Below are 15,257 nucleotides of genomic sequence, written 5' to 3'. Positions count from 1 at the left end.
ACGGTGCCGTTTGCCTGGGCGTTGGCTTCACGTCGCGACGAGGCCGGCGCGGCCTGCCGTCGCAAGTCGCGTCGCTTCAGCCTTCCGTCGGCGGCACGTAGCCGGACGCCTGGTCCGCGCCGTCGCCGAAGAAGTACTTCTCGGTCTGCTTCATCAGGTACTGGCGCGCGCGCGGATCGGCCATGTTCAGGCGGTTTTCGTTGATCAGCATCGTCTGCTGCTTGAGCCAGCCTTGCCACGCTTCCTTCGAGACGCTCTCGTAAATGCGCTTGCCGAGTTCGCCCGGCAGCGGCGGGAAATCGAGGCCTTCGGCTTCCTTGCCGAGCTTCGCGCATTGGATCATTCGAGCCATCGTGTACTTCTCCTGTAATCGGTGTCTGGGGGGAAGGGCAGTCGTGCCGGTGCTCAGAGCTGCTTCATCAGCACGAGCGACTTGCGCTGCCAGTTATAGAGTTTGCGACGGTCTTCCGGCAGGTCGTCGACGCTGACCTTGACGAAGCCGCGCTTGAGGAACCAGTGCTCGGTGCGCGTCGTGAGCACGAAGATGTGCGTGAGGCCGCGCGCGCGGGCACGCTGCTCGATGCGCTTGAGCAGGCGCTCGCCGTCGCCCGAGCCCTGCGCTTCCGGCGCGACCGTCAGGCACGCCATCTCGCCGATCTTCTCCTGCTGGTACGGGTACAGCGCCGCGCAGCCGAACAGCACGCCGTCGTGCTCGATCACCGAGAAGTGGTCGATGTCGCGTTCGATCTGGTGGCGGCCGCGCCGCACCAGCGTGCCGTCCGACTCGAGCGGCTCGATCAGCGACAGGATGCCGCCGACGTCGTCCGGCGTCGCCTCGCGCAGGCTCTCGAGATTCTCGTACGAGATCATCGTGCCGACGCCGTCGTGCAGGAACAGTTCGAGCAGCATGCTGCCATCGAGCGACTGCGGGATCAGGTGCGCGCGGGTCACGCCGCCGCGGCACGCGCGGATCGAATGCTTCAGGAAGAACGCGTCGTCGCCCTGGATGTTGCCGGAATCGAGCAGCTCGGCCGCGGCGTCGAGCGACATTTCGCGGACCAGCTCGCCTTCGTCGTCGACGATGCCGGGCCCTTCGGTCAGGAAGATGATCTTGTCGGCGCGCAGCGCGATCGCGGCCGCCGACGCGACGTCTTCCATCGACAGGTTGAACGCTTCGCCGGTCGGCGAGAAACCGAGCGGCGACAGCAGCACGAGCTTGCGGCTCGCGAGCGAATGACGGATCGATTCGGCGTCGATCTTGCGCACGATGCCCGTGTGCGCGAAATCGACCCCGTCGAGAATCCCCACCGGCCGCGCGGTCACGAAGTTGCCGGATACGACGCTGATGTGCGCGTGCGCCATCGGCGAGTTCGGCAGACCCTGGCTGATCGCGGCCTCGATGTCGAGACGCACTTCGCCGGCCGCTTCCTTCGCGGATTCGAGCGCGCGCGCATCGGTGATGCGCAGCCCGTGCGAAAACTCGGATTCGACACCGTGCAGGCTCAGCTGCTCCTCGACCTGCGGGCGCGAGCCGTGCACCAGCACGATCTGGATGCCCATCGCCTGCAACAGCGCGATGTCGGACACGAGCGCATTCAGCAGCCCCTGCTGCACCACCTCGCCGCCGAACCCCACGACGAACGTGCTGTTGCGGAACTTGTGGATATAGGGCGCGACGGAGCGCATCCAGTCGACGAACTGCGCGTGGCTGGCGGCCGAATCGTCGGCGGCCGGCGGCGTCGCGGCGCCGGTCTGGGCGGGAGGGAGGTCGGTTTGGGAATTCATGGGCGGGATTATAATGCGCCCCCATGTCGAATGTTTCTAAAAGTCCCGCGCCGACGCGGGCCAATACGCCGTCGGCGCAGCACCCGGATGGTGCGGCCGATGCGCGCCAGCAGCAGGGCCAGCCGCCCCGCCAGCAGCAGGACAAGCCGGCGGGCACGGCGGCACCCGCACCGCGCGGGCCGCGCGGCGACGAACGGCGCGGCGGCGCGCGCCAGCCGGCCGCGAAGGGCGCGCCGCAGGCAACGGGCGAGCGCGCCCCGCGCCGCGAGCGTCCGCCGCGCGCCCCGGTCGCACCGAATCCCGTTCCGCCGATCACGTACCCGGAAAGCCTGCCCGTCTCGGGCAAGCGCGACGAGATCGCGCGCGCGATCGCCGATCATCAGGTCGTGATCGTCTGCGGCGAAACCGGCTCGGGCAAGACCACCCAGTTGCCGAAGATCTGTCTCGATCTCGGCCGCGGCTTCGGCGCCGGCGGCACGGGCCTGATCGGCCATACGCAGCCGCGGCGCCTGGCCGCCTCGTCGACCGGCCGCCGGATCGCCGAGGAACTCGGCACGCCGTTCGGCGAGGTGGTCGGCTACAAGGTGCGCTTTACCGACAATCTCGCGCCGGGCGCGTCCGTCAAGCTGATGACGGACGGCATCCTGCTCGCGGAGACGCAGACCGACCCGTTGCTGAAGGCGTACGACATGCTGATCATCGACGAGGCGCACGAGCGCAGCCTGAACATCGACTTCCTGCTCGGCTACCTGAAGGAAATCCTGCCGAGGCGGCCGGACCTGAAGCTGATCGTCACGTCCGCGACGATCGACGCCGATCGCTTCGCGCGCCATTTCGGCACCGACGCGCGCCCCGCGCCCGTGATCGAGGTGAGCGGGCGGCTGTATCCGGTCGAGATGCGCTACCGCCCGGTGGCCGAGGATCGCCCGGCCGTGAAGAACGCCGAAGGCACGGGCGGCCGCGACCGCGTGAAGACCGCGCGCGAAGCCGAGCGCGACCTGATGGACGCGATCGTCGACGCGGTCGACGAGCTGTGCCGCGAAGGCCCCGGCGACGTGCTGGTGTTCCTGCCCGGCGAGCGCGAGATCCGCGAGGCGGCCGAGGCGCTGCGCAAGCACCATCCGCCGCATACCGAGATCCTGCCGCTGTTCGCGCGGCTCTCGGCGGCCGACCAGGACAAGGTGTTCAAGGCGTCGAACGCGCGCCGCATCGTGCTCGCGACCAACGTGGCTGAAACCTCGCTGACGGTGCCCGGCATCCGCTACGTGGTCGATACCGGCCTCGCGCGCGTGAAGCGCTATTCGTACCGGAACAAGGTCGAGCAGCTGCAGGTCGAGTCGATCTCGCAGGCGGCCGCGAACCAGCGCGCGGGCCGCTGCGGCCGCGTGGCCGACGGCGTCTGCATCCGCTTGTACGAGGAAAGCGACTACCAGGCGCGCGCGCGCTTCACCGACCCGGAAATCCTGCGCTCGTCGCTCGCGTCGGTGATCCTGCGGATGAAGTCGCTGCACCTGACCGCGATCGAATCGTTCCCGTTCCTCGAGCCGCCGCCCGGCCGCGCGATCGCGGACGGTTATCAACTGCTGAACGAACTCGGCGCGGTCGACGACGACAACGCGCTGACGCCGCTCGGCCGCGAGCTCGCGCGCCTGCCGCTCGACCCGCGCGTCGGCCGGATGATTCTCGCCGCGCGCGACCAGCAGTCGCTGCGCGAGGTGCTGATCATCGCGAGCGCGCTGTCCGTGCAGGACCCGCGCGACCGCCCGATCGAAGCGCAGGAGCAGGCCGACCAGGCGCACCGCCGGTTCGCCGACGAGCGCTCCGAATTCCTGCAGTGGCTGAAGATCTGGGCGTGGTTCGAAGAGGCCGTCGCGCACAAGAAATCGAATCGCCAGCTGATCGATGCATGCCGGCAGAACTTCCTGTCGCACCTGCGGCTGCGCGAGTGGCGCGACGTCCATTCGCAGCTGCTGACGGTCGTGCGCGAGCACGGCTGGCGGCTCAACGAAGTCGAGGCCACCTACGAGCAGATTCATCTGGCCCTGTTGACGGGCCTGCTCGGCAACCTCGGGATGAAGGCCGACGACGATCCGCATTACCTCGGCGCGCGCGGCATCAAGTTCTACCTGTGGCCGGGCTCCGCGCTCGCGAAGAAGGCCGGCCGCTGGGTGATGGCGGCCGAACTCGTCGAGACGAGCCGGCTGTACGCGCGCTGCCTCGCGAAGATCGAGCCCGAGTGGGTCGAGAAGATCGGCGCGCACCTGCTGAAGAAATCGCTGTCGGAGCCGCACTGGGAAAAGCGTCCGGCGCAGGTCAGCGCATTCGAGCGCGCGACGCTGTACGGGCTGCCGATCTACCACCGGCGGCGCGTCGCGTTCGGCAAGCAGGACCCGGCGCGCGCCCGCGAGCTGTTCATCCGCGGCGCGCTGGTCGAAGGCGAATTCGACACGAAGCTGCCGTTCTTCGCGCACAACCGCAAGCTGCTCGCCGACATCGAGCAGCTCGAGCACAAGTCGCGCCGTCAGGACGTGCTGGTCGACGACGAACTGATCTACGCGTACTACGACCATGCGATTCCGGAAGGCATCCACACGGGCGCCGCGTTCGAGCGCTGGTATCGCGACGAGGTGAAGAAGGGCGGCCAGGCGGAGGACAAGCAGCGGCTGCTGTACCTGTCGCGCGACGACCTGATGCGTCACGAGGCGGCCGGCGTCACGACCGACCTGTTCCCGAAGCGCGCGACGATGGCGGGTGTCGAAATGGCGCTCACCTATCACTTCGAGCCGGGCACGCCGCGCGACGGCGTGACGCTCGCGGTGCCGCTCTTCGCGCTGAACCAGGTCGACGCGCGCCGCTGCGAGTGGCTCGTGCCGGGGATGCTGAAGGAAAAGGTCCAGTTGCTGCTGAAGTCGCTGCCGCAGAAGCTGCGCCGGCACTGCGTGCCGCTGCCCGAATACGCGGCCGGCTTCGTCGAGCGGATGGGCCGCGAGCGCTTCGGTGCGGGCGGGCTCGTCGAGGCGCTGATCGCCGACGTGCGCGGCGAGACGCAGGTCGCGATGAAAACGGCCGACTTCAAGCTCGAGACGCTGCCCGCGCACCTGTTCATGAACTTCAAGGTGATCGACGAGCACGGCCGCCAGCTCGCGATGGGGCGCAATCTCGCGCAGCTGCGCCAGGAGCTGGGCGCGCAGGCGCAGCAGCAGTTCCAGAAGATCGCGGCGGCGTCGACGATCGCGACCGGCGGCGACGCCGACGCCGGTCACGCGCTCGGCCACGCGTCCGCGTCGGCTGCCACGCCCGCGGTTGCCGCTCGCGGCGCGAAGGCCGGCAAGGGCGCCGCGCCGCAGACGGCCGTCCCGGCGGAAACCGGCGCGACCGCGCTGTACGAAAACCTGACGACGTGGAATTTCGGCAAGCTGCCCGAGTTGCTGGAAATCCGCCGGCGCGGCCAGACGCTGTACGGCTATCCGGCGCTCGTCGACCGCGGCACGCACTGCGACGTCGAGGTGTTCGATTCGCCGGAGGAGGCCGCGCGCATTCACCGGGCCGGCTTGCGGCGGCTGTTCGCGCTGCAGCTGAAGGAGCCGATCAAGTTCCTAGAGAAGAATCTGCCGGGCCTGCGCGAGATGGCGATGCAGTACATGTCGCTCGGCACGCAGGACGAACTGCGCGACCAGCTGATCGACACGGCGCTCGACCGCGCGTGCCTGCAGGATCCGCTGCCCGACGACGACGCGAGCTTCCACGCGCGCCGCGACGAGGGCCGCAGCCGCCTGAACCTGCTCGCGCAGGAAATCGCGCGGCTCGTCGGGCAGATCCTGGCCGAATACGCGGGGCTCGTGAAGAAGCTCGCGCAGGCGAAGCCGTTCGCGCAGGCGCATGCGGATCTGCAGCAGCAACTGGCTGCGCTGGTCGGCAAGCGCTTCGTGATCGACACGCCTTACGCGCAGCTTGCGCATTTCCCGCGCTACCTGAAGGGCATCGCGCTGCGCATCGACAAGCTGAAGGCCGATCCGGCACGCGACGCGAAGCAGTCGGCCGAGCTGCTGCCGCTCGCCCAGCAGTACCAGCGCGCGGTGTCGCAGCGCGGCGGCGTCGCCGATGCGCGGCTCGCGGAATTCCGCTGGCTGCTCGAGGAATTGCGGATTTCGTTGTTCGCGCAGGAACTGCGCACGCCGATGCCGGTCTCTGTCAAGCGTCTGCACAAGGTCTGGGAGTCGATGCAGCGCTAGCGCGGCATCGGTTGACCGCGTCCGCCCCGGCGGCTGGCCCTGGCTGCCCCGGCCGGCCGCACGGCGCCTGCCGCGGCGGCGCGTCCGGCAGGCGGGGCGTGCGGCGAAGCGGCGCAATACCGGCATGGGTCAACCGGAGGGGCCCGCCGAACGTTCTACAATGACTGCTGTTCCACGACGTGAGTCTTCATGCGCACTTTCCTTTCCCTCGGCCGCACGCTCGCGCTGGCCGCCGCCGTACTGGCGCCCGCCGCCCACGCGAATAACGTGATCGTTCTCAACTCGGCCGAAGCGACGCTTTCCCTGATCGACCAGCAGACCCGCGAAGTCGTTTCCACGATGCCGACCGGCAAGGAACCGCACCATTTGATGGCGACGCCCGACAATGCGTCGCTGATCGTTGCAAATTCGGTCTCGAACAGCCTGATGTTCCTCGATCCGAAGACGGGCAAGCTGCAGCGCACCGTCGAAGGGATCGACGATCCCTACCAGCTCGGCTTCTCGCCCGATCGCAAGTGGTTCGCGGCGGCCGGCCTGCGGCTCGACCGCGTCGACATCTACGGCTACGACGGCCGCGACCTGAAGCTCGTGAAGCGCGTGCCGCTCGCGGTGATGCCGAGCCACCTCGCGTTCACGAAGGACAGCAAGACGCTGCTCGTGTCGCTGCAGGTGTCCGGCGAGATCGCGGCGATCGACCTGCCTACGCAGACGGTCAAATGGAAGATGAAGGTCGGCAAGGTGCCGGCCGGCCTGTGGCTCACGCCGGACGACAAGTTCCTGCTCGTCGGGATGACCGGCGCGGATTACGTCGCGGTCGTCGACTGGCGCAACCAGAAGGTCGTCAAGCAGATCTACACGGGCAAGGGCGCGCACAACTTCCGTTCGCTCGCCGACGGCACGCACGTCGCGGTGACCAACCGCGTCGCGAACACGATCAGCATCATCGACGAGAACACGCTCACCAACGTCGGCGACATCACCGGCCTGCTGCCGGGCCCGGACGACATGGAGCTGTCCGCCGACAAGAAGACGCTGTGGGTGACGTTCCGTTTCGCGAAGAAGGTCGGGATCATCGACCTGGCGTCGCGCAAGCTGGTGCAGACGATCGCCGTCGGCCGCTCGCCGCACGGCATCTACTTCTACGACCGCGCGCCGTGGAAGGCCGCGAACGGCGCGTGACGGGCGGAGGCGAACGATGCTGCACCTGATCGATGCGTTCGTGTCGGACATCCAGACCTGGCTGTACGTCGATGTCGTGCAGCCGCTCCTCTTCAAGTTCAACCTGATGGACTATGACGAGGACACCTACGACGCGCTGTACTGGGTAATCATCGGCGCGCTGCAGATGGTGCTGATGTTCGCGCTGCTGCGCCCGCTCGAGGCGCTGCTGCCGGTCGAGCGCTGGAAGAACCGCCGCGCGGTGCGGGTCGACGTGATCTACACGGCGATCTCGAAGCTCGGCATCTACACGCTGTTCTTCTTCTTCGCGCTGCAGCCGGTGTTCGACAGCTTCCAGGCGTGGCTGCGCCTGCACGGCGTCGCGAACGTCAACCTCGACTATCTGTGGCCGGGCGTGACGTCGCAACCGATCGTCGCGTTCGCGATCTACCTCGTCGTGCTCGATTTCGCCGGCTACTGGTATCACCGCTGGCAGCACAAGTTCGGTATCTGGTGGGAGCTGCACGCGGTCCATCACAGCCAGCGGCAGATGTCGCTGTGGTGCGACGACCGCAACCACCTGCTCGACGACGTACTGCAGTCGTGCTTCTTCGCGGCGATCGCGCTCGTGATCGGCGTGACGCCGTCGCAGTTCGTCGTGCTGACCGCGGTCACGAACTTCCTGCAGAGCATTCAGCACACGAATGCGCGGCTGTCGTACGGCCGCATCGGCGAGCGCCTGCTCGTCAGCCCGATCTTCCATCGCCGCCACCATGCGGTCGGCTACGGCCACGAAGGCACCAAGTACGGCTGCAACTTCGGCGTGCTGTTCCCGTGGTGGGACATGATGTTCGGCACCGCGTCGTGGAACCGCACGGTCGAGCCGACCGGCATCCGCGAGCAGGTCGAGGGCGTGTCCTATGGCGACGGCTTCTGGTCGCAGCACGGCCTGGCGTTCGTGCGGATCTTCCGGCGCCTGTTCCCCGCCAAGCGCGGCGCGGCGTCGGCCTGACCCGATCCGGCCGTTCTCCCGTTGAACGACTTTCCCACGCGGCCCGCATGCGCTTTGGCGCATGCGGGCCGCGTGGTTTATCCTTTCCCCGTTTTTCTCCATCGATACAGGTCCGCATGAACGACTTGCTGCGTTCCTTCGTCCGGGCGCTCGCCAGCGCGCTGCACCCGCGCATGCTGTGGCTCACCCTGATGCCGTTCGTCGTCTCCGCGCTGCTGTGGGGCGCCGTGCTGTGGTTCTCGTGGCAGACGCTGCTGGACCTCGCGCGCGGCGCGCTCGACGGCTTCGTGCTGACGGCCATGCTGTATCGCGCGTTCGACGCGATCGGCATGTCGCAGCTGCATGCGGTCGTCGCGCCGTTCGTGGTCGTGTCGCTCGCGATCCCGCTGATCGTGCTGACCGTGCTGCTGCTGATCGCGACGATCTCGATGCCGGTCGTGATCAAGCACCTTTCGAATCGCCAGTTCGCGGCACTCGAAGCGAAGCGGGGCGGCACCTTCTTCGGCAGCGTAGTCAATTCGCTCGGCGCGGCGATCGTCGGCGTCGTACTGCTCGTCGTCACGATCCCGCTGTGGCTGATTCCGCCGTTCTTCGCGCTGCTGCCGCCGGTGATCTGGGGCTGGCTCACGTACCGCGTGATGACCTACGACGCGCTCGCGCTGCACGCGAGCCGCGACGAGCGCCGCGCGCTGGTGCGCCGGCACCGCTGGCCGCTGATCGGCATCGGCGTCGCGACCGGGCTGCTCGGCACCGTGCCGACCTTCGTGTGGGTCTCGTCGGTCTGGATGATGGTGCTGTTTCCGTTCGTCGCGGCCGCCATGATCTGGGTTTACGCTTTCATCCTCGTCTTCTCGGCGCTGTGGTTCGGGCACTACTGCCTGCGCGCGCTGGAAGACCTGCGCGCCAGCGCGCGCGCCACCGCAATCGACATGGGGCAGGCATGAGCATCGGCATCATCATCATCGGCGACGAAATCCTTTCGGGCCGCCGGCAGGACAAGCATCTGGCGAAGGTCATCGAGTTGCTCGGCGCGCGCGGCCTCGCGCTCGACTGGGCGGAATACGTCGGCGACGATCCGGCGCGCATCACCGCGACGCTCGCGCGCGCGATCGCGTCGGGCGACATCGTGTTCTCGACGGGCGGCATCGGCGCGACGCCGGACGACCATACGCGCCAGTGCGCGGCCGCCGCGCTCGGCGTGCCGCTCGCGCTGCATCCGGAAGCGAAGGAGCTGATTTCGGAGCGGATTCGCGAAACGCACACCGATCCGGCCACGCCGGTCGACTTCGAGTCGCCGGAGAACCAGCATCGCTTCAACATGGGCGTGTTCCCGGCGGGCGCGACGATCATCCCGAACGGCTACAACCGGATTCCCGGCTTCTCGGTCGGCGATCTCCATTTCGTGCCGGGCTTCCCGGTGATGGCGTGGCCGATGATCGAATGGGTGCTCGATACGAAGTACGCGCATCTGCATCACGCGACGCCGCATGCGGAGCGCTCGCTATACGTGTTCGAACTGCCGGAATCGACACTCACGCCGCTGATGGAGAAGATCGAGCGCGATTTCCCGGGCGTGCGCGTGTTCAGCCTGCCGAGCGTGGGCGACGCGGAGCGCGGCGGCATCTACGCGCGCCGGCACATCGATCTCGGCGTGAAGGGCGAGCCGGAAGCGGTCGCGGCCGCGTTCGTGAAGCTGCGCGAAGGCGTGCATCTGCTCGGCGGCGACGTCGTCGAGCCCGACACGCCGCGCCCCTGAGCGGCCTGCAACGCGGCAATGCCAAAAGCAACGGGCCGCGCAACGCGGCCCGTCATCGGCATGTCATCGCCCGGCTCGACGATGAGGCTGTCGCAACCGGCGGGTGCGGCGCGCGCTCAGGCGCCGATCCACGGCAGTTTGCGGAAGCACCAGCCGTCGACCGTCTTGCGGTGGCCTTCGGCGTCCTTCGTGCCCTCGAAGCCTTCGAGCAGGTCGAACGCCTTCGTGTAGCCGGCCTGCGCGGACGCGACCGCGGCGAGCTTCGAGCGCGCGGCGCTGCGGCACAGGAACAGGATCGGCGTATCGGCGGCCGGGAGGGCCGCCTTCAGTTCGTTGACGAATTCGGCATTCGGCACGCCGCCCGGGTAGCGCGTCCATTCGAGGTGCAGGTACTGGCCGTCGCCGACGAGCGGGCGGCCGATCCAGTCCAGCTCGGCGCGCGTGCGCACGTCGACGAGGCGCGCTGACGGGTCGAGCTGCAGCAGTTCGAATGCCTCGACCGGCAGCAGCGCGCCGGCGTAGTTGAGCGCGCCTTGTGCGCGGCGTTCGTCGGCCTTCGCGTAAAGCTGGTCGAGCGTACTCATGGCAGGGAGTCTCCGTATCGGTCAAACGATCATTCTAGCGCGGCGGCACGGCACGGACGTCCGCGCGGCCTGCGGCGCACGCGCGGGCCACGGGTTCACCAAAAGGGTGCAGAATGGCGCGCATGCACCAGAATGATTCGGACGCGCCGCCGCATCTCGCCGATTGCACCAAGGCGGTGCGATGTCGTCGGCGTCGGTGCGACCCCGAGCCCTGCAATTGCGCAGGCGAGCCCCGCTGCGGCGCGGGACGGCGCGATCCGCGTCGGTTTTGCGATGGTTGGCACGGAAGCTGCTATATAGAATTCGGTCGAATCGGGGCGCGCTGCGCCAAAAGCAAGACCCCGGTCAGCTCGATAAACGAGGCGGTTCCCAGTCCGCCGGAATTGTTCAATCAGGAGAAGAGGTTATGAGTAAAACCGTCGCCGACGTCATGCAGCTCGTGAAGGACGAGGACGTCAAGTTTGTCGATTTCCGCTTCACGGATACGCGCGGCAAGGAACAGCACGTGTCGGTGCCGGTTTCGGCGTTTGACGAAGACAAGTTCGAAAGCGGCCATGCATTCGACGGTTCGTCGATCGCGGGCTGGAAGGGCATCGAGGCGTCGGACATGCTGCTCATGCCGGACCCGAACGCTGCCTTCATCGACCCGTTCTATGAAGAGTCGACCCTCGTGCTGACCTGCGACGTGGTCGAGCCGGCCGACGGCAAGGGCTACGAGCGCGATCCGCGTTCGCTCGCGAAGCGCGCGGAAGCGTACCTGAAGAGCACGGGCATCGGCGACACGGCCTACTTCGGTCCGGAACCGGAATTCTTCATTTTCGACTCGGTCCAGTGGAACACGGACATGTCGGGCTGCTTCGTGAAGATCAACTCGGAAGAAGCACCGTGGTCGGCCGGCAAGGAATTCGAAGGCGGCAACACGGGCCACCGTCCGGGCACGAAGGGCGGCTACTTCCCGGTCGCACCGGTCGACACGTTCCAGGACATGCGTTCGGAAATGTGCCTGCTGCTCGAACAGCTCGGCATCCCGGTCGAAGTGCACCACCACGAAGTGGCGGGCCAGGGCCAGAACGAAATCGGCACGAAGTTCTCGACGCTGGTCGAGCGCGCCGACTGGACGCAGTGGTCGAAGTACATCATCCACAACGTCGCGCACTCGTACGGCAAGACGGCGACGTTCATGCCGAAGCCGGTCGTCGGCGACAACGGTTCGGGCATGCACGTTCACCAGTCGATCTGGAAGGACGGCCAGAACCTGTTCGCGGGCAACGGCTACGCCGGCCTGTCGGAACTGGCGCTGTTCTACATCGGCGGCATCATCAAGCACGCTCGCGCGCTGAACGCGATCACGAACCCGACGACGAACTCGTACAAGCGTCTGGTCCCGCACTTCGAAGCGCCGGTCAAGCTCGCCTACTCGGCGCGCAACCGTTCGGCATCGATCCGCATTCCGCACGTGTCGAACCCGAAGGGCCGCCGCATCGAAACGCGCTTCCCGGATCCGATGGCGAACCCGTACCTGTTGTTCTCGGCGCTGATGATGGCCGGCCTCGACGGGATCCAGAACAAGATCCATCCGGGCGAAGCAGCGGACAAGAACCTGTACGACCTGCCGCCGGAAGAAGATGCAAAGATCCCGACCGTGTGCGCGGGCCTCGACCAGGCGCTCGAAGCACTCGACAAGGATCGCGAGTTCCTGACCCGTGGCGGCGTGTTCACGGACAGCATGCTCGACGCATACCTCGCGCTGAAGGAGCAGGAGCTGGCGAAGTTCCGCATGACGACGCACCCGATCGAGTTCGAGATGTACTACTCGCTCTAATCGGCGATGGCGCTTCGATTCAGCGCCGTCATGCCGGTTCGTTCCCGCCGCGCGGCTTGCGGCGGGAGCGGCGGAGTCTGAAAGGGGACGGCGTCCAGCCGTCCCTTTTTTGTTCCGACGATTTTCATTTTCTGGCCCGTTGAGGCGCGACAAGCACGCAGATGGTTCTGAAGAATCTGATCAAGGCGAAAACGGGGCAGCCCGAACGACTGACGGACGACGAGCGGCTCTCGCGCTCGGGTCTGCTGGCGGGGCTCGAAGCGCTGCCGACGGTCGTGATCGTGCTCGACCGCAAGACGCTGCGGATCGCGTTCGCGAACCCGTCCGCGGAGGCGATGCTCGACATCTCGCGGCGGCAGCTCGCGCAGCGGCCGTGGGGCGAGATTTTTCCGAACGCGAACGAGCTGGCCTCGACGATCACCGCGATCGGCGAGGAACGCTTTCACGCGACGCATCTCGATACCGTGCTCGACCGGCCCGGCCGCGAACCGCTGCACGTGCATGCGATCGTCGGCTTCCTCGAGAACGCGCCCGATTTCGTGCTCGTCGAGCTGTTCGAGAACGAACGGCAGTCGCGCACCGATCGGGAAGAGCGCATCCACGACCTGACCGCGGTCAACAAGCAACTGATCCGCAACCTCGCGCACGAGATCAAGAACCCGCTCGGCGGCATTCGCGGCGCAGCCCAGCTGCTCGAATTCGAGCTGGGCGAGCGCGAGCGCGGCGAGTTGCGCGAATACACGCAGGTGATCATCAAGGAGTCCGACCGCCTGCAGACGCTCGTCGACCGGTTGCTGGAGCCGCACCGGCATCCGCACATCGTCGGCGACGTGAACATTCATGAAGTGTGCGAACGCGTGCGCGCGGTGATGCTCGCGGAGTTCCCGCGCGGGCTCACGATCGAGCGCGACTACGACGTGAGCGTGCCGGACCTGCGCGGCGACAAGGAGCAGTTGATCCAGGCGCTGCTCAACATCGTGCGCAACGCCGCGCAGGCGCTGCGCGAACGGATCGCGCAGGGCGACGCGAAGATCGAGCTGCGCACGCGCATCGCGCGCAAGGTGACGATCGCCAAGCGCCTGTACCGGCTGGCACTGGACTTGCACGTGATCGACAACGGGCCCGGCATTCCGGAAGAGATCCGCGACCGGATCTTCTACCCGCTCGTGTCCGGACGCGAAGACGGCAGCGGCCTCGGCCTCACGCTCGCGCAGACGTTCGTACAGCAGCACGACGGGATGATCGAGGTCGAAAGCCGGCCCGGACGTACCGAATTTCAGATCCTGCTGCCGCTCGACCATTGAGCGGCGACATTGCGATTCACCCATATCTGACCGACCTATGAAGCCGATCTGGATAGTAGACGACGACCAATCGATCCGCTGGGTGCTTGAAAAGGCACTCGCCCGGGACAGCTTCGCGACGAAGAGCTTCGCGAACGTGCGCGATGCGCTGGCCGCGCTCGACCACGAGACGCCGCAAGTGCTCGTGTCCGACATCCGGATGCCGGGCGGCTCGGGCCTCGAGTTGCTGCAGGCGATGCACGAGCGGCTGCCGGGCCTGCCCGTCATCATCATGACGGCGTTCTCCGATCTCGACAGCGCCGTCGCGGCGTTCCAGGGCGGCGCGTTCGAATACCTCGCGAAGCCGTTCGACGTCGACAAGGCGGTCGAGCTGATTCGCCGCGCGGTGGAAGAAAGCCTGCGCGGCGGCGCGCCGCAGGACGAGCGCGTGGCCGAGGCGCCCGAGATGCTCGGCCAGGCGCCCGCGATGCAGGACATGTTCCGCGCGATCGGCCGCCTGTCGCATTCGGCCGCGACCGTGCTGATCACCGGCGAATCGGGCACCGGCAAGGAGCTGGTCGCCCGGGCGCTGCACCGTCACAGCCCGCGCGCGAACGGCCCGTTCATCGCGCTGAACACGGCGGCGATTCCGAAGGACCTGCTCGAATCCGAGCTGTTCGGCCATGAGCGCGGCGCGTTCACCGGCGCGCAGACGACGCGGCAGGGCCGCTTCGAGCAGGCCGAGAACGGCACGCTGTTCCTCGACGAAATCGGCGACATGCCGTTCGACCTGCAGACGCGCCTGTTGCGTGTGCTGTCGGACGGGCAGTTCTATCGCGTCGGCGGGCACAACCCGCTGCGCGCGAACGTGCGCGTGATCGCCGCGACACACCAGAATCTCGAGTCGCGCGTGCGGCAGGGGTTGTTCCGCGAGGACCTTTACCACCGGCTCAACGTGATCCGGCTGCGCTTGCCGCCGCTGCGCGAACGCAGCGAGGACATCGCGCTGCTCACGCGCCACTTCCTGCAGAAGAGCGCGCGCGATCTCGGCGTCGAGCCGAAGCGCGTGTCCGACGACGCGCTCGCGTACCTGACGTCGCTGCCGTTTCCCGGCAACGTGCGGCAGCTCGAGAACCTCGCGAACTGGCTGACCGTGATGGCGCCCGCGCAGACGGTCGAGATCAAGGATCTGCCGCCCGACCTCGTGCCGGCCGGCGCGCCCGTGGCGCCCGTCGTCGCGACGGGCGACGGTGCGGACGCGCACGGCAGCGGCGGCCATGTTGCAGCGGTGCCTGCCGCGATCGGCGCGACGCCGCTGGCCGCCGCGCCCGCCGCGAGCGCGCCGAACGGCAGCGTGCCGGCCGGCTACCCGTTGTGGGAGCACGGGCTGCGCACCGAAGTCGCGCGGCTGTTGCGCGAGAACTCGGCCGACGTGATGGACGAACTCGCGCGCCGCTTCGAGGCGGCCGTGATTCGCGAGGCGCTCGACTTCACGCGCGGCCGCAAGGTCGAGGCCGCGGAGCGGCTCGGCATCGGCCGCAACACGATCACGCGCAAGATCCAGGAGCTCCATCTGGAGCCCTGAGCACGATTCGCGGCAGGCGCGGGCCCGCGCCTGCCGCGAT

General features: G+C 67.6%; 11 protein-coding genes. 8 read left to right on the top strand and 3 right to left on the bottom strand.

Annotated elements, in window-relative coordinates:
• Positions 1-76: 76 nt before the first annotated feature.
• Together DTA15_RS02900 and argA are read right to left on the bottom strand one after the other, a co-directional pair.
• On the bottom strand, positions 77-352 hold the full coding sequence (locus tag DTA15_RS02900; protein ID WP_006478357.1) for an oxidative damage protection protein: 276 nt from the start codon (positions 350-352) through the stop codon (positions 77-79).
• A 53-nt stretch (positions 353-405) separates the two neighbouring features.
• Positions 406-1,785 (bottom strand): amino-acid N-acetyltransferase, encoded by a 1,380-nt coding sequence (argA, locus tag DTA15_RS02895; RefSeq protein WP_006485509.1) that lies wholly within the window; start codon positions 1,783-1,785, stop codon positions 406-408.
• A 23-nt stretch (positions 1,786-1,808) separates the two neighbouring features.
• Here argA and hrpA point away from each other — a divergent pair, with 23 nt between their 5' ends.
• The 5 genes from hrpA (at position 1,809) to DTA15_RS02870 (ending at position 9,943) form a co-directional block, all read left to right on the top strand.
• Positions 1,809-6,017 (top strand): ATP-dependent RNA helicase HrpA, encoded by a 4,209-nt coding sequence (gene hrpA, locus DTA15_RS02890; protein WP_012492715.1) that lies wholly within the window; start codon positions 1,809-1,811, stop codon positions 6,015-6,017.
• Positions 6,018-6,206: 189 nt separating this feature from the next.
• A complete protein-coding gene (locus DTA15_RS02885) occupies positions 6,207-7,196 on the top strand; it encodes a YVTN family beta-propeller repeat protein (RefSeq protein WP_006482513.1) in 990 nt (329 codons plus the stop codon).
• A gap of 16 nt (positions 7,197-7,212) precedes the next feature.
• On the top strand, positions 7,213-8,187 hold the full coding sequence (locus DTA15_RS02880; protein ID WP_006482516.1) for a sterol desaturase family protein: 975 nt from the start codon (positions 7,213-7,215) through the stop codon (positions 8,185-8,187).
• Between the two features lie 116 nt (positions 8,188-8,303).
• Positions 8,304-9,131, top strand: a complete 828-nt coding sequence (locus DTA15_RS02875; protein ID WP_006478362.1) for an EI24 domain-containing protein — start codon at positions 8,304-8,306, stop codon at positions 9,129-9,131.
• Positions 9,128-9,943: a competence/damage-inducible protein A gene (locus DTA15_RS02870; RefSeq protein WP_006482515.1), complete on the top strand. Its 816-nt coding sequence runs from the start codon at positions 9,128-9,130 to the stop codon at positions 9,941-9,943. Before DTA15_RS02875 ends, DTA15_RS02870 begins: the two co-directional genes overlap by 4 nt.
• A gap of 116 nt (positions 9,944-10,059) precedes the next feature.
• On the opposite strand, the gene DTA15_RS02865 is transcribed toward DTA15_RS02870, so the two are convergent.
• Entirely contained in the window at positions 10,060-10,527 is a 468-nt protein-coding gene (locus tag DTA15_RS02865; RefSeq protein ID WP_006482512.1) for a rhodanese-like domain-containing protein, read from the bottom strand.
• Positions 10,528-10,933: 406 nt separating this feature from the next.
• Between DTA15_RS02865 and glnA the strand changes: the two genes are divergently transcribed.
• The 3 genes from glnA (at position 10,934) to ntrC (ending at position 15,217) form a co-directional block, all read left to right on the top strand.
• The gene (gene glnA, locus DTA15_RS02860) at positions 10,934-12,349 is read left to right on the top strand and encodes a type I glutamate--ammonia ligase (protein WP_006482510.1); all 1,416 of its coding nucleotides are present in this window, start codon (positions 10,934-10,936) and stop codon (positions 12,347-12,349) included.
• A gap of 161 nt (positions 12,350-12,510) precedes the next feature.
• A complete protein-coding gene (glnL, locus tag DTA15_RS02855) occupies positions 12,511-13,653 on the top strand; it encodes a nitrogen regulation protein NR(II) (RefSeq protein WP_006482511.1) in 1,143 nt (380 codons plus the stop codon).
• Between the two features lie 37 nt (positions 13,654-13,690).
• Positions 13,691-15,217: a nitrogen regulation protein NR(I) gene (gene ntrC, locus DTA15_RS02850; RefSeq protein WP_012492714.1), complete on the top strand. Its 1,527-nt coding sequence runs from the start codon at positions 13,691-13,693 to the stop codon at positions 15,215-15,217.
• The last annotated feature ends 40 nt before the right edge of the window (positions 15,218-15,257 follow it).

Origin of the sequence: Burkholderia cenocepacia (assembly GCF_900446215.1) — a bacterium.
GTDB classification, from domain to species: Bacteria; Pseudomonadota; Gammaproteobacteria; order Burkholderiales; family Burkholderiaceae; genus Burkholderia; species Burkholderia cenocepacia.
The sequence above is the reverse complement of the archived record's forward strand: the minus strand, read 5'-3'. Positions and strand labels throughout refer to the sequence as shown.

Coding starts and splice junctions, on each gene's coding strand:
- DTA15_RS02880 (WP_006482516.1), top strand. CDS start 7,213: ATGCTGCACCTGATCGATGCGTTCGTGTCGGACATCCAGACCTGGCTG.
- glnA (WP_006482510.1), top strand. CDS start 10,934: ATGAGTAAAACCGTCGCCGACGTCATGCAGCTCGTGAAGGACGAGGAC.
- DTA15_RS02885 (WP_006482513.1), top strand. CDS start 6,207: ATGCGCACTTTCCTTTCCCTCGGCCGCACGCTCGCGCTGGCCGCCGCC.
- ntrC (WP_012492714.1), top strand. CDS start 13,691: ATGAAGCCGATCTGGATAGTAGACGACGACCAATCGATCCGCTGGGTG.
- DTA15_RS02865 (WP_006482512.1), bottom strand. CDS start 10,527: ATGAGTACGCTCGACCAGCTTTACGCGAAGGCCGACGAACGCCGCGCA.
- glnL (WP_006482511.1), top strand. CDS start 12,511: ATGGTTCTGAAGAATCTGATCAAGGCGAAAACGGGGCAGCCCGAACGA.
- hrpA (WP_012492715.1), top strand. CDS start 1,809: ATGTCGAATGTTTCTAAAAGTCCCGCGCCGACGCGGGCCAATACGCCG.
- DTA15_RS02870 (WP_006482515.1), top strand. CDS start 9,128: ATGAGCATCGGCATCATCATCATCGGCGACGAAATCCTTTCGGGCCGC.
- argA (WP_006485509.1), bottom strand. CDS start 1,785: ATGAATTCCCAAACCGACCTCCCTCCCGCCCAGACCGGCGCCGCGACG.
- DTA15_RS02875 (WP_006478362.1), top strand. CDS start 8,304: ATGAACGACTTGCTGCGTTCCTTCGTCCGGGCGCTCGCCAGCGCGCTG.
- DTA15_RS02900 (WP_006478357.1), bottom strand. CDS start 352: ATGGCTCGAATGATCCAATGCGCGAAGCTCGGCAAGGAAGCCGAAGGC.